Raw genomic sequence first — 19,920 nt, 5'->3', positions numbered from 1 at the left:
CTAGACCGAGACAACTCGATTTTTTAAAATTCTGCTCGTTTAAGAGCGAGTTTTTAAGGAATATTATTTTTACGATTTTTTTTGCAAATTAATAGTTGGTGGATTTGCATGTAACATAATGATTTTAAAGGTAATATTAAAATATAAAAACATGGCTATACTTCTTACTAAATTGGGACATAATTGTTTTTTTGCGAAATTATCCCCTGATGTCATTGAAAAAAATAAAAGAGTTTCTATATGAAATGGTTCAATCGTAAGCATGATCATCTTCTTGGAGTCGATATTAGTACGGCTGCTGTCAAGATATTAGAACTAAGCAAGACGGGTAGTAGATATAAAGTTGAAAGTTATGCTGTTGCGCCCTTAACTCATGATGCAGTGATTGATGATAATCATATATTCAATGAAGAGATAATTGCAGAAGCTATCAAAGCCGCATTAAAGCAATCAGGGACACGAACACGGCATGCTTGTGTTGCAATATCTGGCTCTTCAGTGATAACTAAAGTGATCACTATGTCTGCGCACTTGTCGGAAGATGAAATGGAAGAACAGATTATGGTTGAGGCTGATCAGTACATTCCTTATTCTCTGGATGAGGTACGTCTGGATTTTGAAGTGCAACATATCAATGAAGCAAACTCTGAAATGGTGGATGTTTTGTTAGCTGCGTCGCGTAGAGAGAATGTTGATGAGCGTGTAGAAGTTTTGGAAATGGCTGGGTTAACCGCTAGTATTGTTGATGTTGCGTCTTTTGCCATGGAGAATTCTTATGCTTTACTTAAGGATCAGCTACCAGAGGATGATGCAGAGCAAACCGTTGCTATTGCTGATATTGGCGCAACAATGACAACCTTAAATATTTTGCAAGACGGTCGAGCAATTTATACTCGGGAACAGGGTTTTGGAGGTAAGCAGTTAACTGAGGAAATTCAACGACGTTATGGTCTTTCCTTTGAAGAGGCCGGGCTTGCAAAACGGCATGGGGGGCTTCCTGATAATTATAATAGTGATGTATTGGGGCCATTTAAACGAGCATTAGTACAGCAAGTTGCCAGATCACTACAGTTTTTTATTTCATCTAGTGCAAATAGAAGTATTGATACTGTTATATTGGCTGGGGGTTGTGCATCAATTCCTGGAATTGATAAATTAATCGAAGAAGAGTTGGGTATTCCAGCGTTTGTTGCTAACCCATTTATAAATATGGCTCTATCAAATAAAATAAAACCACAAAGTTTAAGTAATGATGCTGCAGCGATGATGATTGCGTGTGGTTTGGCGCTGAGGAGTTTTGACTAATGACTCGAATTAATTTATTGCCTTGGCGTGATGAGTTACGCAAGAAAAAACAAGAGGAATTTATTATTAGTATGGTGCTTGTTGCTGTTTTGGCTGTAGTACTATTGTTTGGTATACAGGCATATTTAGATGGTCAGATTGCAGAACAACAAGATAAAAAACGTATAGTAGAAGCGAAAGTAGCAGAAGTTAATTTGATCACCGCAAAAATTAAAGATATTGAACTGCAAAATGGAATTCTGCAAAATAAAAGAAGTGCTATTCAAATATTACAAAAAAGCCGACCTGAAATCATTCATTTTATTGATGCAATTGCCAGAGTAACCCCTGAGGGCGTGTATCTTACCAAGTTGAGACAGGATAATGCGCGTGTTACATTAATAGGTAAAACACAGTCAAATGCACGTGTTTCAGCACTTATGAGGAATGTTGAAGCTAATCAATGGCTAGTTGATCCAGAGCTAAATATTATTATAGGTAGTAATAAAAATAAGCAGGGCCAGTTAAGTGATTTTACTTTGTATGCAAAGCAATGGAAAAGTAAAACAGAAGATGAGGATATGTAATGAATCTTTCTGAAATTAATTGGGATCTTAATCAAGCAGGTGCCTGGCCTAAACCACTTAAACTAGGTGCTGGTGTTCTAGTGTTCTTGATAATAACGTGTTTTGGGTACTACCAATTTACCAGTGAAAAAGTAGCGCAATTAGAAATAGAGCAAAAAGAAGTCGCGGATACTCTGATTAAATACCAATATGCATGGAGGATGGCACAAAACCTTGAATTGCATCAGAAGCAGTATAAGCAAATACAATCGTCACTGGCTGAAATGATGAAATTAATGCCGACTAAAGCAGAGGTTGCCAATTTATTGGTAGATATTTCTCAAACGGGCCTATCTAGCGGTTTGGAGTTTGAATTATTTAAACCTATTGGAGCGGTAGACAAAGGTGATGTTATTGAGCTACCTATTGATATAAAAGTGATCGGTGAGTACAGTGAATTGGGCTTGTTTATTAGTGGTCTTGCAACACTGCCAAGAATTGTCACCATTAAAAACATTCAAATTAATCCCACAAATAATAATCCTCTGTTAGCAATGGATGCAATGATTACAACCTACCGCGAAGGCGTTAATCAAATAGAAAATGATGCTAAAGTATTGGATAATAGTGCTTTAGTTTGTCTTGATCATGATGGATTAATGGTACCAGGTTGCAAAAAGAAAAGTACTGTAATTGTTTCTTATCCTGAGCTTGAACAAAGACTGATGGATATGCGTAAAAACATCAAGCCTATAGCGGTTAGTCCAATTGAGCCAATGCCTCCAGTCGAAAGCTTCTTATTTGACCCTGAGGGCTTAAGAGATCCTTTTAGGCCGATTGAGAAAGGTGCCGAAGCAACAGCGGCCCAAGCTGTTTCTACAAATGGAATACACCCGGATTTTAGTCGCCATAAAGAAGAATTAGAAAACTATTCATTGGATACTTTAAGAATGGTTGGAACTGTAAAAATGAAAAGTGTTTTATGGGGCCTGGTTAAAGGCAGTGATGGCACAATTCATCGTGTGCATGAAGGAAATTACTTAGGCATGAATTATGGACGAATATTGCATATTTTGCAGGATAGAATTGAAATAATAGAAATTATTCCAGATCAGCCCGGGACATGGCGTGAACATCAAGCATCAATCGCGCTATCTGAATGATCTGGAAATTAATATGAATATTAGGCAAGGTGGTTTTTGTATGAGCTTTTTTAAGCAGTGGTCGTTATTGCGTATTTTTGCAATGAGCGCATTATTATTGGGGCAGGTTTCTCTGGTCGAAGCTCAAGAGCTTGCTCTAAGTTCGGTGAGCCTGAATGCACTGTCAGGCGATAACTTGCAGTTGAACTTTGAAATGACAGGTGATGTTGCAAAACCGGAAGTATTTCATACAGATAACCCGGCACGAATTGTATTAGATTTTGCAGGCGTTAAAAGTGCATTAAAACAGAAGAAAAATTTAATAAATGCTGGTGGTATTGACAGTTATGTTGCAATTGAGGCTAATGGTCGGCTGAGGATAGTTATTAATCTTGTAAAACTTGTTCATTACGACGTTAAAGTCCAAGAAAACCATGTGATTGTTGCGCTACGTAGTTCTAGTAGAATGGCTCGGGATAGTCATGAAAATTTAACCAAAAAAACCTTAACTCAATTTGCTGCGTTAATACCTGAGCAAGTAATTAATAAAATTGATTTTCGCCGTGGAAAGAATGGTGAGGGTCGTTTATTAATATTCCTGTCTAACCCTAATACAGTCGTAAATACTCAGGAAAAATCAGGAAAGATTGAGTTAAGCTTTTTAAACACTAATTTGCCCCAAGTATATGCCAAAAAAATGGATGTACTTGATTTTGCCACCCCGGTTTCAATGATAGAGGCAAAAGAAGTAGGAACTGAAGTAAATATAATAATTACTCCGATAAATAGCGATTTTGATTTTTCTACATTTCAATCGGATGGCTTGTTAACAGTAGAAGTAAGGGCTATTACAACAGCGGAAGAGGAAGAGAAACGCAAGAATAAATTTCCCTTTAGCGGTGAACGTTTATCATTAAACTTTCAGGATATAGACATTCGTTCTGTATTGCAGATTCTGGCGAATTTCACTGATCTTAATATTATTGCTTCTGATGCAGTTGCCGGGAGTTTGACCTTAAATTTGAATGATGTGCCATGGGATCAGGCATTAGATATTATCTTGAAATCTAAAGGGTTGGGAAAAAGAGAGTCTGGAAACGTTATTCTCGTAGCACCGAATGAAGAAATTGTTAAATTAGAAGAAGAAGAGTTGAAATCGCAACAAGTGTCTGAGCGATTAGAACCTTTAAAAACAGAATATATACAGATTAATTATGCCAAAGCTGAGAATTTTAGAAATATTTTAAATGGTTATTCTTCATTTAGTGCGAATGGATGTACTGTATCAACAGGAGCTGGCAATAACGGCGTTGGTGGCTCAAGCGATGGTACCGGAAGTGGTATTGGAGGCGGTATTGGAGGCGGTATCGGAAGTGCTATCGGAAGCGTAGGTGGTATTGGAAGCGTAGGTAACCGTGGAAACAATGGGCAGGGTGCAAATTACTCTCTTTTGTCAGATAGGGGGACAGCGATAGTTGATTCTCGCACTAATACTCTGATTGTTAAGGATACTGCTAAGAGCCAAGAAGAAATCAGGCAAATGATACAGAAATTAGACCGACAGGTACGCCAGGTTCTAATTGAAGCCAGAATTGTCATTGCTGAACAAGGTTTTGCTCAAGAATTAGGTGTTAAATTTGGTGCGGCCTATGTGGGGCCGAATGGTTCGGTAGGAGCAACTACAGGGAGTAATCCTAATAATGGCACGCCGGGCGATATAGTGTCACCGATATTGTCTAATCTGGCGGTCTCTAATCCTTATGGTGCTTTAGGGATGACTTTGGCGAGTGGTGCAAATTACGTATTGAATCTGGAAATCTCTGCTTTACAGGATGACAGAAAGGCAGAGTTTGTATCCAATCCTAAAGTGTTAACTTCAGACCGTTGTCTGGCTAAAATAGAACAAGGACAGCAAATCCCTTACCAAACAGTTAGTCAGAATGGTACACAAACGCAATTTCAGGATGCGTCAATAATCCTTGAAGTTACACCACAAATTACGCCGAGTGGTAGCGTTATTATGGACTTATATATTACGAAAGATTCGCCTGGGGACTCTACTCCAGGTGGTTTAGCAATTAATACACGACAGGTTACTGCCAGTGTTCGAGTAGAAGATGGTGAGACCATCGTGATAGGCGGAGTATATGAAGGTGATACGGTAAATATTGTTAATTCAGTCCCATGGTTTGCTGATTTACCTCTGATAGGCTGGATGTTTAGAAAAACCACAAAAAATGACTTTAAAAAAGAATTATTGGTCTTTATTACCCCTAAAATTACTAAAGATTCGATGAAAATGCGTTAGTAAACTTCAATTGCAACAAAAAAAGGGGCATAATGCCCCTTTTTTTATGAATAAAAAATGTTAATGAATAAAAAAAATATATATTTAATCGGTTTGATGGGCGCCGGAAAAACAACGGTAGGCCGCTTGCTGGCAAAGTCCTTAAGTGTGCCATTTTATGATAGTGATAAGGCTATTGAAGATATAACAGGTGTTGATATAGCAACTATCTTTGAATTTGAGGGGGAAAAAGGCTTTCGGATTAGAGAAAATAAAATGATTAAGGAGCTGACTGAGTTAGAGGATATAGTCTTGGCAACTGGCGGTGGAGTGATTTTAAATGCAGAAAATAGAGCGCGATTAAAAGAAAATGGATTTGTTGTTTATTTACAGTGCTCAGTCGATAGAATCGTCGATCGTACATCGCGAAATTCTCAACGGCCCTTACTAAATGTGGATAGCCCCAGAGAAAAAATACAAACCTTATTAAATGAGCGTGAGTGTTTGTACCAGTCATGTGCAGATCTGGTGATTGATAGTGGTCAAATACAAAGTAAGGTGGCAGTAAAAGAAATTCTTAAAGAATATATGAGTAGACTCAATTAATGATAGATACTATGCAGGTTCAATTGGGGGAAAGGAGCTATCCAATTTATATGGGTGCTGATAATCTGAATAATGCAGAATTATTAACTAGACATATAAAATCCAAACAAGTACTCGTTGTGACTAATGAAACAATCGCACCCTTGTATTTAATGCAAGTAACCACGCATTTACAAAACTATCAACTTGAGGTTGTAGTATTGCCTGATGGTGAACAATATAAGACTTTAGCTACTATGGAAACCATTTTTGCTGCTTTGCTGAGTAAACAGTTTAGCCGAAATGCAACAATAATAGCCTTGGGTGGCGGTGTGATTGGGGATATCAGTGGCTTTGCAGCTGCTTGTTATCAGCGCGGAGTTCCTTTTATTCAGATTCCTACTACTTTATTAGCGCAAGTTGATTCATCTGTCGGCGGGAAGACAGGTGTTAACCATGCGCTAGGTAAAAATATGATTGGTGCATTTTATCAGCCACAATGTGTAATTATTGATGTCAATGTACTACAGACATTAGATGATCGGCAATTGGCAGCTGGAGTGGCTGAAGTTATTAAGTACGGACTAATTCGAAGCGCTGATTTTTTTGCCTGGATAGAAGCTAATATTGAGAGCATATTAGCCAGAGATCAAAATGCATTAACTTATATTGTTGAGCAATCCTGTGGACACAAAGCTGAAATTGTTGCTAGTGATGAGCGTGAATCTGGTATTCGAGCAATATTAAATTTAGGTCATACTTTTGGTCATGCGATAGAGACGGGAATGGGGTATGGACATTATTTACATGGTGAAGCTGTTGCAATAGGAACATGTCAGGCCGCTGATTTGTCAAGGCGTTTGGGTTGGCTAAATGATGCTGATGTAAATAGAATAGTGGCTCTTTTTAAGAAAGCAGGATTACCAACGGAGCCTCCAGCAGATTTACTGGCAGAGGGGTATATAAACTTAATGGCAGTAGATAAAAAAAATGTTGATGGTGATATACGGCTGATTTTACTTAAAAAAATAGGTGAAGCCAGCTTGCCGGTCAGTGTTGAAAAATCTGTATTACTTGAAGCATTAAACAATTATGGACGTGAAAACTAATATTTCTAGCGCATTGCTTTAACATTAAAGTGACTGAAGTAGTGAGAAATCAAGCAACAAAATGTTACCTACAAGAATAAGTAAATTGTACAAGGATTAAGACAAAACATGAGTAATTTAAAAAACGATAGATTCATTAAGGCTTTATTAAAACAACCCGTGGATAAGACGCCTGTATGGATGATGCGTCAGGCTGGTAGGTATTTACCGGAATATCGGGAAATACGTGCACAAGCAGGTAGTTTTATGAATCTATGTACCAACCCTGAACTAGCGTGTGAAGTTACTTTGCAACCTTTGGAGCGGTTTGATTTTGATGCAGCTATCTTGTTCTCAGATATTTTAACGATTCCAGATGCTATGGGTCTGGGGCTTTATTTTACTGAGGGTGAAGGGCCTCGTTTTGAAAATCCAGTCCGTACTGCAGCAGATATAGAAAAGCTACCCATTCCTGATCCTGAAATAGAATTGAAATATGTCGTAGATGCGGTACGCCTAATAAGAAAAAACTTGCAAGGGCGCGTACCATTAATCGGTTTTTCGGGCAGTCCCTGGACGCTGGCAACGTATATGGTTGAAGGAGGTAGCAGCAAAACCTTTTCCAGGGTTAAGGGCTTAATGTTCGAGCAGCCGAATTTAATGCATAAAATGTTGGATAAGCTGGCTCAATCAGTTGCAGTCTATCTGAATGCTCAAATTGCAGCAGGGGCTCAAGCCGTTATGCTTTTTGATACCTGGGGTGGCGCCTTGGGTACTGAAGAGTATTTAGAGTTTTCGTTACATTATGCTCAGCAAGTGCGCTCATTATTAAATACGACACAAAATGGTCAGCAAATACCTACAATTTTGTTTACCAAAGGTGGGGGACAATGGCTGGAGGCTATGGCTGAAACGGGGTATGATACACTGGGGCTAGATTGGCAAACTGATATGCACTTGGCGCGTGCCAGAGTGGGTGATCGTGTTGCCTTGCAGGGGAATATGGATCCCATTACTTTATATGCCAATCCTGAAGTAATTAAGTCAAAAGTAGCGACTATTCTTGAGAAATATGGAAAAGGTTCTGGGCACGTATTTAATTTAGGTCATGGTATATTGCCTGATATTAATCCTGCACATGTTAAAGCAATGGTCGATGCGGTGCATGACTTAAGTGGGCCATATCATAGTTAGGCGGGATGATGAAAAAAGTAGCAATAGCAATATCGATAATCTGTATTTTTGGATTTAAATTTAATATAAGCCATGCTGAAAGCGTTTGGGATGAGCCGACGATCATTGTGCAAGAAGGCAAACGAATTGAAGCAGTGGTATACAGAAGCCCCACTTGTGGCTGTTGTAGTAAATGGCTCGCGCATCTTAAGACGCATGGATTTAATGTGCAAGATAATGTGGTTGAGGATATACAACAGATCAAAGATAAATATGGGGTAAGTCGTTCATTGTCCTCTTGTCATACTGCCATTATCGATGGTTATGTTGTGGAGGGGCATGTGCCTGCAAATGATATTAAAACCATGTTACGGGATAAGCCAGGAATTAAAGGTTTGACAGTGCCTGGCATGGAGGTTGGTACGCCGGGTATGGAGATGGGAGATAAGCAAGCGCCCTTTAATGTGATGGCTTTTGATAGTGATGGGCAGGTGAAGCTTTATAAGGCATACGATAAATACTAATGATTAGTCTGTGCTGATGATGTTATTGAATTCAAATTGTAAGGCTATGAAAAAATCGATATTTGCTTCATATGGATCAAGTACAAAATAGGATAAATGAATGATTATCGGGGTGCCAAAGGAAATTAAAATACAGGAATACCGGGTTGCAATCATTCCCTCAGGCGTTGCTGAGCTTGTAAGAGCTGGTCATAAGGTTTTGATAGAACGGGGCGCAGGAGTTGGTTCAGCTTATACAGATCAGGAATATGAGCAAAATGGTGCAAAAATAGTTTCTACCAAAGAAGCCTGGGCTACACAACTGGTTGTAAAGGTTAAAGAGCCATTAAGCTCAGAGTATCACTATTTACAGGGGCAAATTTTATTTACATTCTTGCATCTGGCCGGGGTGGAAAAAGAATTAACTCGTCGCTTATTAACGAGTGGTACCACAGCGATAGCATATGAAACATTAGAAGATGAGCAAGGACGCTTGCCTTTATTGGCTCCAATGAGCGCGATTGCAGGAAATATGGCTGCATTAGTTGGAGCTTATTATTTAGCTAAGTATAACAATGGCAATGGTGTGCAGCTAGGCAAGGTGTTAGGGACTCGACATGGCAAAGCGCTGGTTATAGGAGATGGCGTCGTTGGATCCCATGCGGCACATACTTTAAATGGAATGGGGGCTAATGTCTTTCAATCTGGATTGTCCGAGCTTAAAAGCGGCATGCAGCTGTCTGGTGAGCTTGAGGGTGTAGAGTATTTTTTTTCTACAGCCAAAGCTATTGCAAAAAATTGTATAGATGCTGATTTGGTGATTGGGGCCGTATTAAATAAAGGAGCCAAGGCGCCTTATATAGTAACTGAAGAAATGGTTAAATCCATGCGTAAAGGGACGGTTATAGTCGATGTTAGTATAGATCAGGGCGGGTGTATAGAAACATCAAGAGCGACTACGCATGATAGTCCAGTGTATTTAAAGCATGGTGTGACTCATTATTGTGTTACTAATATGCCAGGGGCATATCCAAGAACATCAACCATGGCGTTGTGCGCAGAAACTTTGATGTATATTCATTTATTGGCTGATAAAGGAGTTTCAGGTATTTGCGCACAAGCAAATGTTTCTAAAGCAATAAATATTTATAAATCAAGAATAGTAAATCAACAAATTGCAACAAGCTTAAATATGCTGGAGACTTATATATCACTCAATGAACTTTGCGAGTAAAGTAAAGTTTTACCCGCATTGATTTATAAATCAGAGATTCCTGATAAGCCGTAAAGTGTCCAATTATCAGAGTCCAAGATCCCTTCCGGATCTTTGCCATCATCATATTTAATTTGACACGCATATTTTCTGAAAAATGCAGGGCCAGTTTCTGAACTCAGTTCGATTTCAGCATTAATAATATATTGATAATTTCCAAGAGACCATGACTTTAAAGGCTCGGCAGGGAAGATAATGTTAATATCGCTATCGACTTCATCTCTTATTGCTATATTGCACTGATTAAATGCATACGTTGTCATCGGAGTGGAAGACGGAAGCCTGCTTCCTTCATCACCAGTTTCTTCTAAGAAAAGGCTGGAAGATGCGACTTTTTCAGCAAAAGGTATGACAGCTTTGTATTGAAAAGCAAGTATGCCAACGAGGCAAGCTATAAAAATAAGAGTTTTTTTCTTCATGTCTGTAAACAAAGTAAAAATTTAATAGTACATAATTATAACAGAAAAATCATGATGAGTTACGTAGGCCTGTAGAAACATTTAAACCTCACATTTAGTTAAAAATACAAAACCTATTGAAAAATGTAAGGCGAAAAGAAGAAAGTTGGTCCTTCAAAAAGTTTGATGTATAAAAAAGCCAATATAAATGGAGGATAAGTTTTCTTGAAACTTTAATTTAACGCAAAAACAGTCATAAACATACAAAGACAAGGCGAATAATATTGAGGGTTTCCGCCAAGGAGAGTAGGAGTAGCGTAGCAAAAGAGGCAGTGCGTGGTGCTGCCACGAATAATGACTAGGTGTTCGATCGCTTGTAGGCGAAGAAAATGCAAACAACCTGGGGTTATGCTGACAATGAGATGTTGGGGCAGCAATCTGAACTCTGAAGTTATTGAGTTTTAAAAGTAACAATAGCTTATATAAATACGCTTTGCAAAATCAGTAAGGAAGCAAAAATAGGTAATTGTAATGACACAAAATATCAACTAATCCTGGCTCACCTTGAAAAAGGGAGTTGCAGGATTGGAATGATTAGAAAGCGAGCCCGAGGGATTCAGGTGCAATGCATTGCAAATTAAAAATCAAAAAAAAGCCTAATAATGTTGAGCGTAGTATGTTTTACATTTGAACAAAAATATACATATAAGATCTGTAAAATAGCTGACAAGAAACTGGTGTAAAGAGCAAATGGCGCGGAATGATCGTATCATTGCTAGTAGGATAAATTGATAGCTAAGGTATGTGCTAGTTGCAAATAATGGGCTAAAGGATAGTTTTTAAAAATTTTTTTAAAAAAGTGCTTATTATAAATTTATGAAAATCATAAGCTTAAATTAATAGTATCGAATCAGTATTAATACGATTGTAGATTATCTTGACATAGAGTTTAAAGTTGATAAACTTAGCAACACTCAAATGGAATGGTGTCATCATAATTAATGATGTTACAGGATGTATTAACGCTTTCAATATTTGTTGAAAGATTTAAATATTTACTTTTAGGAGGTAATAATGGCTGCTACAACTGATTCAGTGAAAGCTGATGCTTCAGAAGCACCACTGCTAAACAAAACAAACCTGATCGCAGGTTTTATGTTGTATTTAGTATTTTATTCATTTATACGTTGGTATGAAGGTGTATACGGATGGTCTGCAGGTTTAGACTCATTTGCACCTGAGTTTGAAACGTATTGGATGAACATGTTGTATATCGAATTAGTTGTTGAGGTAATTCTTGCATCAACTATTTGGGGTTACTTGTGGAAATCACGTGATCGTAAAGTTATGTCTATCACACCTCGTGAAGAGTTAAGAAGACATTTCACTCATTGGATATGGTTAGTAATGTACGGTTGGGCTATCTATTGGGGTGCTTCATACTTCACAGAGCAAGACGGTACATGGCATCAAACTATTGTTCGTGATACTGACTTTACGCCTAGTCACATCATTGAATTCTATTTGTCATATCCTATATACATCATTACTGGTGTTTCTGCTTTCTTATATGCAAAAACAAGATTACCTGCTTACCAAGAAGGTCTATCTATCATGTATATGGTATCAGTAATTGGTCCTTTCATGATTCTACCAAATGTAGGATTAAACGAATGGGGTCATACTTTCTGGTTTATGGAAGAATTGTTTGTTGCACCTCTTCACTATGGCTTCGTATTCTTCGGATGGGCAGCTTTAGCGATTATGGGTGTTGTAAACACCGAAGTAGAAGCTTTAACTAAACTACTTAAAAAAGACTTAGCTTAATATAAAGTAAGTTTTATAAATAATAGTAGTAAAAAAACTTGTTATCTCCTTACCTCGCCATCTTGCGATGGCGGGGTTGAAGAGAGATAATGAAAATAAAAATAAATTTTTTGGAGGTAAGCTAATGAGTGCATCTCAATCAGCTGTACGTTCACGTGCTGAAGCTGTACAAGTTTCACGTGCGTTGGACTGGATGATTCTATTTACACTGTTCACTGCTGTACTTGGTGGATATCATATTCACTACATGTTAACTGGTGGTGACTGGGATTTCTGGACAGATTGGAAAGATAGACGTTTATGGGTAACTGTAGCGCCGATCGTTTCAATTACTTTTCCTGCTGCTGTTCAATCGATGCTTTGGTATCGTTACCGTCTACCTTTTGGTGCGGTAGTAGCTGTTATGGCTCTTATGATTGGTGAGTGGATTAACCGTTATTTAAACTTCTGGGGTTGGACTTATTTCCCAGTAAATTTCGTATTCCCATCTAACCTAGTTCCTGGCGCAATCGTTCTTGATGTTGTGTTAATGCTTTCTGGCAGCTTTATTTTAACAGCTGTAGTTGGTGGTTTAGCATATGGACTATTGTTCTACCCAGGTAACTGGCCAATTATTGCTCCTTTACACGTACCTGTTGAATATAACGGTATGATGTTTACTTTAGCTGATTTACAAGGTTACCATTACGTACGTACTGGTACTCCTGAATACATCAGAATGGTAGAGAAAGGAACACTAAGAACATTTGGTAAAGATGTTGCTCCAGTATCTGCATTCTTCTCAGGTTTCGTTAGTATTATCATATATTTCTTGTGGCATTATTTCGGACGTTGGTTTAACAAAACTGACTTCGTAGATCCTGCACAGATTTAATAATAACTAAAAATGCAATAAATATTTTATTTATTGATAAACGAAAATCAATTTCTCTAGTTTGGAGGAGATATATGAAAACAATAAAAGACAAGATAGCTAAACTATCATTTGTCGCATTGCTTTTGGCTGTAACATCTGCGATGTTCTACACGCCTACAGCATCTGCACATGGTGAAAAGTCTCAAGCAGCGTTTATGCGTATGCGTACTATTCACTGGTTTGACCTTAACTGGTCTAAAGATGAGGTTGCGGTTAACGAAACTGTAATAATTTCTGGTAAATTCCACGTTTTCGCTGGATGGCCTGAAACTGTTGATAAGCCAGATGTAGCATTTTTGAACATTGGTATTCCTGGACCTGTATTTATTCGCGCAGGTTCTTGGATCGGTGGTCAATTAGTACCTCGTTCAGTTTCACTTGAACTTGGTAGTACTTATGACTTTAAAGTATTGTTAAAAGCACGTCGTCCAGGTGACTGGCACGTTCATACTATGATGAATGTTGAAGGCGGTGGTCCAATCATTGGTCCAGGTAAATGGGTAACTATTACTGGTTCTATGGGTGACTTCACAAATCCTTTAACTACATTAACTGGTGATGTAATTGACCTTGAAGATTACGCTTTAGATAACGTATATTTCTGGCATGCATTATGGATGGGTATCGGTTTAGCATGGTTGTTGTTCTGGTTTAAACGTCCTATGTTTATTCCACGTCACATCGCTATTACTTCTGGTAAAGCAGATACGCTAATCAGTTCTGGTGATAAGAAAGTTGCTATCGCATTTGCAGTTGGTACTATGGGTCTTGTAATGATGTCTATGGGTACTACAAATGAGAAATACCCTATTACAACTCCTTTGCAAGCGGGTTTGATGCGAGGTATGGTTCCAGTTGAATTACCAGAGACTTCTATATCTGTAGTCGTTGAAGATGCAAGCTACCGTGTTCCGGGTCGTGCTATGCAAATGACTTTGACTATTACTAATAATGGTGATTCTGCGGTTCGTTTAGGTGAGTTCATGACTGCATCTGTACGTTTCCTAGATCCTGATGTATTAGAAGATGAAACAGGTTATCCTGATGATCTTTTAGCTGAAGAAGGCTTAACTGTTTCTGATAACAGCCCTCTAGCTCCTGGTGAGACTAGAACTGTTGAAGTAACAGCTTCTGATGCAGCATGGGAAGTTTACCGTTTAGCTGATTTGATCTATGATCCAGATAGTCGTTTTGCTGGCTTATTATTCTTCTTCGATGAAGAAGGTAACCGTCAAATGATTATGGTAGATGCTCCATTAATTCCAACATTCATTTAATGAATAGAATACTTGGTTAATACTAAGTAGGAATTAGAAGTACAGGCCCCTGTTACGCAAGTAACAGGGGCTTTTTTTTGTCTGCAATGTTCTGTTCAAGGCAGATAAAAGATGTGAAACATAAAAAAACAGATTAAAAAAAGCATTGTTTGTGTTCGCTATGGCATAAACAGGTTATAATTGCAAAGTTATAAGTCTCATTAAGAATACACACTGGGTAAAAAGGATGCTAGGTAAGCTTGTTAAATTTGTTGTTGGTAGTCGTAACGATCGTTTAATTAAAAAGAAAAGAAAATTAGTATCGTCAGTTAATAAATTAGCTGAAGAATTTGCAAAATTAACAGATGCAGAGCTACAAGCAAAAACGAAAGAATTTAGAGTTCGCTTAAGAGATGGCGAAAAGTTAGATAGTTTAATTCCGGAAGCATTTGCAACTGTCAGAGAAGCCTCATCTCGCGTATTTGATATGCGCCATTTCGATGTGCAACTTATTGGTGGTATGGTATTAAACGACGGTAAGATTGCAGAGATGAAAACCGGGGAAGGAAAGACATTAATGGCAACTTTGGCTGCCTATTTAAATGCGCTTCCTGGAAAAGGCGTTCATGTTGTTACAGTAAATGATTACCTGGCAGCAAGGGATTCAGCCTGGATGGGGCAATTGTATTCTTTTCTTGGATTAACTACGGGCGTCATCATTAGTGATTTAGATCATGCGCAACGTAAAGCTGCTTACGCAGCTGATATAACATACGGTACAAATAACGAATTTGGATTTGATTATTTGCGCGATAATATGGCATTTAGTCTTGACCAAAAGGTACAAAGAGATCTTTATTTTGGCATAGTTGATGAAGTTGATTCGATTCTAATTGACGAGGCAAGAACGCCATTAATTATTTCAGGGCCTGTTGAAGATAGTACAGAAAACTATGAGAAAACCAATGCAATCGTTCCTTTTTTAAAAAAAGTTGAACGGCTAGAAGGCGAGAAAGAAGGAGAAGAGCAGGGTTCTGGTGATTTTACCGTTGATGAAAAATCCAGGCAGTTGCATCTTACTGAAGCTGGTCATATGCACATAGAGGAGTTGCTGGTAGAGCATGGTTTATTAGCAGAGGGTGCGAGTTTATATGAGCCTGCCAACATTAGGCTTATGCACTATTTGAATGCGTCATTAAGGGCGCATACATTGTTTCACCGTGATGTGGATTATATAGTACAAAATAATGAAGTAATCATTGTTGATGAGTACACTGGCCGAATTATGCCGGGACGTCGTTGGTCAGAAGGCCTGCATCAAGCTATGGAGGCTAAGGAAGGTGTAAAAATACAAGATGAAAACCAGACTTTAGCATCTATCACTTTTCAAAACTATTTCAGATTATATGAAAAGTTATCAGGGATGACAGGTACTGCAGACACTGAATCATTTGAATTGAATAAAATATATGGTCTTGAAGTGGTTGTAATACCAACCCACAGACCTATGCTAAGAGATGATAAAGGTGATTTGATTTACTTGACAGCTAAAGAAAAATATCTTGCAATTACTGAAGATATTAAGGATTGTGTTAAAAGAGGACAGCCAGTATTAGTTGGAACAACATCCGTTGAAAATTCAGAATTAATCTCGAATATACTGGATAACGCTAAAATAAAGCACGAAGTACTTAATGCAAAACAGCATGAACGTGAAGCTCATATAATAGAGCAGGCAGGAATGCCCGGAGCGATAACAATTGCGACTAATATGGCGGGTCGAGGAACGGATATTGTTCTGGGTGGTAATTTAGATGCTCAAATCATGGCCTTAGGTGAAAATGCATCGGAAGCAGAAATTAATAAAGTCAAAAAAGACTGGCAAGACCGACATGAACGAGTAAAAGAAAGTGGCGGATTGCACGTTATTGGTTCAGAGCGACATGAGTCGCGAAGAATTGATAATCAATTGCGTGGACGTTCAGGTCGGCAGGGAGATGCTGGTTCTACACGTTTTTATTTATCATTAGAAGATGATTTAATGCGCATCTTTGCTTCCGATCGAGTTGCGGGTTTAATGAAAAAACTCGGTATGGAAGAGGGTGAGGCGATTGAACATCCATGGGTAACGCGATCAATCGAAAACGCGCAGAAAAAAGTTGAAGGAAGAAACTTCGATCAACGTAAAGAAGTCCTTGCTTATGATGATGTCGCAAACGATCAGCGGAAAGTAGTTTATAAGCAACGTGATGAATTAATGGCATCTGATGATATTAGCGATATTATTGAAGTTATACGCGAAGATGTTATTAATGATGTTATTACTAAGTATATTCCTCCAAAAACAATGGAAGAACAATGGAATATTACGGGATTAGAAGCGCATTTAAAAGATGAATTTGAGGTAGAAATACCCGTTGCTAAAATGCTAAAGGATGATACAAGCTTACATGAAGAGTCTTTGCGTACGGCAATTATAGATATTATCGCCAAAGAGTATGCAGAAAAGGAAGAGCAAATATCAGTTGATGTTATGCGTCATTTTGAAAAATCAGTCATGCTTCAAGTCTTGGATAATAGCTGGAAAGAGCATTTGGCTGCCATGGATAGTCTACGACAAGGGATTCATTTCAGAGGCTACGCACAAAAAGATCCGAAACAGGAGTATAAACGTGAAGCTTTTGCAATGTTTTCTGGTTTATTGGATCAAATTAAATATGAAGTAGTTAGCATTTTAGCTAAAGTGAAAGTGACAAAACAAGAAGATATAGATGCAATTGATGAGCAACGTCAAGCGCCTCAGGAAATGCATTTTGAACATGCGGATGCGGATAGTGGAATTGCAGAGTCAGTTGACAGTCAGGGAGACGGTCACGAACAAAACCCGTCGGATGAAATAGAAACGCCATTTGTTCGAGAAGATAGGAAAGTAGGTCGTAATGAACCATGCCCATGTGGATCAGGGAAGAAATATAAGCAATGTCATGGTAAATTGTAAGGTCTAAAGTTTGCTAGTTAAAATCGTTGCTATGAACGCTAGTTCATGGCATTTTCAGTTTACCAAAAGCACTCCCCTAAAGAACATTAAAAAATTAAATTTTATCCTGTACAAAATAATGCCAAATAATATTTTTAAAAAAAGTAACCCTTGTTCTAGCATAACTGAATTGCCAAAATTAGGGTTAGTAAAAAATGATTTTATTGTTGACTTTAAACGTTATTATAGTCATCGTTTAGGTCGGGATCAGAATTGTCGTTCGCCGCATTACGCTTATGAAGCTTTATCATTAGCAATAAGTGATCGTTTAGTGGAGCGCTGGAAAGATACATACAATACCTATAGAGAGACAGATTGTAAAAAAGCCTACTATCTATCTATGGAATTTTTAATGGGGCGTACACTTAGCAATGCCATGTTAAATTTGGGTGTTACTGATGAGGTAACGCAGGCCATGTATGATTTAGGTCTGAATATTGAAGAATTAATTGAAAGCGAGCCTGATGCTGGTTTAGGTAATGGGGGTTTGGGGCGCCTGGCTGCATGCTTTATTGATAGTTGTGCTACTCTACAGCTGCCTGTTACCGGTTATGGATTACGTTATGAATACGGAATGTTTACGCAGGCTATCATTAACGGCGAACAGGTTGAGCGTCCTGATCACTGGCTGAAAAATGGCAATGTATGGGAAATAGAACGGCCTGAATACACAAACCGGATTCAGTTTGGCGGTAAGGTAGTAGAAGTCATAGATGACAAGGGTAATAAGAAAAGGATGTGCGTTGATACGCACGATATATTGGCGGTACCATATGATACGCCGATTCCTGGCTATCAAAATGGCACGGTAAATACCTTGCGCTTATGGAAGGCTACAGCTACGGAAGAATTTAAATTAGATGAATTTAATGCTGGAGCGTACGCTGAATCTGTTGCTGCAAAAAATAGCGCAGAAAATATTAGCATGGTGCTTTATCCTAATGACGCAAATGAAAATGGTAAGGCATTACGCTTACAGCAGCAGTACCTATTGGCATCAGCAAGTTTACAAGATATCGTTGCCAACTGGGTAGGGCGTCATGGGAATGATTTTACCCACTTTGCCGAAAAAAATTGTTTTCAATTAAATGATACACACCCGAGTGTCGCGGTAGCTGAATTAATGCGCCTGTTGATTGATAATCATGATTTAAAATGGTCTGAAGCCTGGGCTATAACCCAAAAAACTATGGCCTATACAAACCATACTTTATTGCCTGAAGCATTAGAAAGATGGTCAGTTAGTTTATTTGAGCGTTTGTTGCCGAGAGTAATGGAAATTATTTTTGAAATAAATGCACATTTCTTGGCTGAGGTATCTACACGCTGGCCTGCAGATACTGACCGTTTGGCTCGTATGTCCCTGATTGAAGAAGGGCATGGAAACAAGCATGTTAGAATGGCATATCTTGCGATTGTGGGTAGTTTTTCTGTTAATGGTGTAGCTGAGTTACATTCGAAGTTATTGCAAGAAGGTTTATTTAAAGATTTCTATGAATTATGGCCAGAAAAATTTAATAATAAAACCAATGGAGTAACACCCCGGCGTTGGTTGGCTGCTTGTAATCCTGATCTGGCAGAGTTTATTACTGAGACAATAGGTGATAAATGGATTACTGACTTATCTGAATTGCAAAAATTAGAAAATTTTCTTGACGATAAGAAATTTTGTAAAAAATGGTATGAATTACAACAAAGCTCCAAACAAAAGTTAATTAATTTCAAAAAAACCGAGCATAATCTCGATCTTAATGTAAATGCATTATTTGATGTTCAGGTAAAACGCTTCCATGAATATAAACGTCAGTTATTAAATGTGTTGCATGTGATACATCTGTATGACCGTATCAAACGCGGAGATACTGCAAACTGGACAGATCGTTGTGTGTTGATTGGTGGTAAGGCTGCTCCTGGTTATTACATGGCGAAGCGTATTATTAAGCTCATTAATAATGTTGCTGAAATAATTAATGCTGATCCAGATGTTGGTGAAAAATTAAAGTTAGTTTTTATGCCGAATTATTGTGTTTCAGCAATGGAAAAAATATGTCCTGGAGCCGATTTATCTGAACAAATTTCTACCGCAGGTAAGGAGGCATCTGGTACCGGTAATATGAAATTTATGATGAATGGCGCGATAACTATTGGTACGCTGGATGGTGCTAATATAGAAATTCGGGAAGAAGTGGGTGATGATAATTTCTTCTTATTTGGCTTAACTGAATCTGAAGTTGAAGAAATGCGTCATCAGTACAACCCAATGGGAATTATTGAGCAGGATGAAGATTTGCAACGTGTCATGCACTTGCTTGAGAGTGGGCATTTTAACCAATGTGAGCCAGGTATTTTTGATGATGTCATTAGTTCTATTAAGAGTTCGGATGACCTGTGGATGACTATTGCAGATTTTCGTAGTTTTGTGGATGCTCAAAAGCTGGTTGAAGAAGCTTATCAGGATAAAGAACGCTGGACGCGTATGAGTATTATGAATACTGCTAATAGTGGTAAATTCTCCACGGACCGCACTATTCAAAGTTATAGCGATGAAATCTGGAATCTGCAGGCAATCGCTGTTAAATAGATAA

15 protein-coding genes are annotated in these 19,920 nt (G+C 38.2%); 14 read left to right on the top strand and 1 reads right to left on the bottom strand.

The features are described 5' to 3' along the window. The first annotated feature begins 240 nt into the window (after nucleotides 1-240). The 9 genes from AU255_RS17755 (at nucleotide 241) to ald (ending at nucleotide 9,862) form a co-directional block, all read left to right on the top strand. Nucleotides 241-1,305, top strand: coding sequence for a pilus assembly protein PilM (locus AU255_RS17755; protein WP_080524238.1), 1,065 nt, complete (start codon nucleotides 241-243; stop codon nucleotides 1,303-1,305). Beyond that, complete coding sequence (locus AU255_RS17750) at nucleotides 1,305-1,871, top strand: PilN domain-containing protein (RefSeq protein WP_080524237.1); 567 nt, start codon at nucleotides 1,305-1,307, stop codon at nucleotides 1,869-1,871. Before AU255_RS17755 ends, AU255_RS17750 begins: the two co-directional genes overlap by 1 nt. Then, nucleotides 1,871-3,013: a pilus assembly protein PilP gene (locus AU255_RS20950; protein WP_233144740.1), complete on the top strand. Its 1,143-nt coding sequence runs from the start codon at nucleotides 1,871-1,873 to the stop codon at nucleotides 3,011-3,013. Before AU255_RS17750 ends, AU255_RS20950 begins: the two co-directional genes overlap by 1 nt. Before the next feature lie 82 nt (nucleotides 3,014-3,095). After that, nucleotides 3,096-5,300, top strand: a complete 2,205-nt coding sequence (pilQ, locus tag AU255_RS17735; RefSeq protein ID WP_233144739.1) for a type IV pilus secretin family protein — start codon at nucleotides 3,096-3,098, stop codon at nucleotides 5,298-5,300. Nucleotides 5,301-5,357: 57 nt separating this feature from the next. Continuing rightward, complete coding sequence (gene aroK / locus AU255_RS17730) at nucleotides 5,358-5,885, top strand: shikimate kinase AroK (protein WP_233144738.1); 528 nt, start codon at nucleotides 5,358-5,360, stop codon at nucleotides 5,883-5,885. Between the two features lie 2 nt (nucleotides 5,886-5,887). Beyond that, on the top strand, nucleotides 5,888-6,973 hold the full coding sequence (gene aroB / locus AU255_RS17725; protein WP_080524392.1) for a 3-dehydroquinate synthase: 1,086 nt from the start codon (nucleotides 5,888-5,890) through the stop codon (nucleotides 6,971-6,973). A 108-nt stretch (nucleotides 6,974-7,081) separates the two neighbouring features. Then, complete coding sequence (gene hemE / locus AU255_RS17720; RefSeq protein WP_080524235.1) at nucleotides 7,082-8,146, top strand: uroporphyrinogen decarboxylase; 1,065 nt, start codon at nucleotides 7,082-7,084, stop codon at nucleotides 8,144-8,146. An 8-nt stretch (nucleotides 8,147-8,154) separates the two neighbouring features. Next, nucleotides 8,155-8,649: a DUF411 domain-containing protein gene (locus AU255_RS17715; protein WP_080524234.1), complete on the top strand. Its 495-nt coding sequence runs from the start codon at nucleotides 8,155-8,157 to the stop codon at nucleotides 8,647-8,649. A 100-nt stretch (nucleotides 8,650-8,749) separates the two neighbouring features. Continuing rightward, the gene (gene ald / locus AU255_RS17710) at nucleotides 8,750-9,862 is read left to right on the top strand and encodes an alanine dehydrogenase (RefSeq protein WP_080524233.1); all 1,113 of its coding nucleotides are present in this window, start codon (nucleotides 8,750-8,752) and stop codon (nucleotides 9,860-9,862) included. A gap of 23 nt (nucleotides 9,863-9,885) precedes the next feature. On the opposite strand, the gene AU255_RS17705 is transcribed toward ald, so the two are convergent. Then, nucleotides 9,886-10,320 carry a hypothetical protein gene (locus tag AU255_RS17705; protein WP_080524232.1) on the bottom strand — a complete coding sequence of 145 codons (435 nt, stop codon included), beginning with the start codon at nucleotides 10,318-10,320 and terminating at the stop codon, nucleotides 9,886-9,888. A 1,053-nt stretch (nucleotides 10,321-11,373) separates the two neighbouring features. Here AU255_RS17705 and amoC point away from each other — a divergent pair. From amoC to AU255_RS17680, 5 genes are all read left to right on the top strand, one after another. Then, nucleotides 11,374-12,126, top strand: a complete 753-nt coding sequence (amoC, locus tag AU255_RS17700; protein WP_080524231.1) for a bacterial ammonia monooxygenase, subunit AmoC — start codon at nucleotides 11,374-11,376, stop codon at nucleotides 12,124-12,126. Between the two features lie 124 nt (nucleotides 12,127-12,250). Beyond that, nucleotides 12,251-13,000 carry a bacterial ammonia monooxygenase, subunit AmoA gene (amoA, locus tag AU255_RS17695; protein WP_080524391.1) on the top strand — a complete coding sequence of 250 codons (750 nt, stop codon included), beginning with the start codon at nucleotides 12,251-12,253 and terminating at the stop codon, nucleotides 12,998-13,000. Nucleotides 13,001-13,074: 74 nt separating this feature from the next. Then, nucleotides 13,075-14,319 (top strand): bacterial ammonia monooxygenase, subunit AmoB, encoded by a 1,245-nt coding sequence (amoB, locus tag AU255_RS17690; protein WP_080524230.1) that lies wholly within the window; start codon nucleotides 13,075-13,077, stop codon nucleotides 14,317-14,319. A 226-nt stretch (nucleotides 14,320-14,545) separates the two neighbouring features. Continuing rightward, nucleotides 14,546-17,296 (top strand): preprotein translocase subunit SecA, encoded by a 2,751-nt coding sequence (gene secA, locus AU255_RS17685; RefSeq protein WP_080524229.1) that lies wholly within the window; start codon nucleotides 14,546-14,548, stop codon nucleotides 17,294-17,296. Nucleotides 17,297-17,414: 118 nt separating this feature from the next. Continuing rightward, on the top strand, nucleotides 17,415-19,916 hold the full coding sequence (locus AU255_RS17680) for a glycogen/starch/alpha-glucan phosphorylase (protein ID WP_080524228.1): 2,502 nt from the start codon (nucleotides 17,415-17,417) through the stop codon (nucleotides 19,914-19,916). The last annotated feature ends 4 nt before the right edge of the window (nucleotides 19,917-19,920 follow it).

The sequence above is a fragment of the Methyloprofundus sedimenti genome (assembly GCF_002072955.1).
In the GTDB taxonomy this organism is placed as follows: Bacteria; Pseudomonadota; Gammaproteobacteria; order Methylococcales; family Methylomonadaceae; genus Methyloprofundus; species Methyloprofundus sedimenti.
The sequence above is the reverse complement of the archived record's forward strand: the minus strand, read 5'-3'. Positions and strand labels throughout refer to the sequence as shown.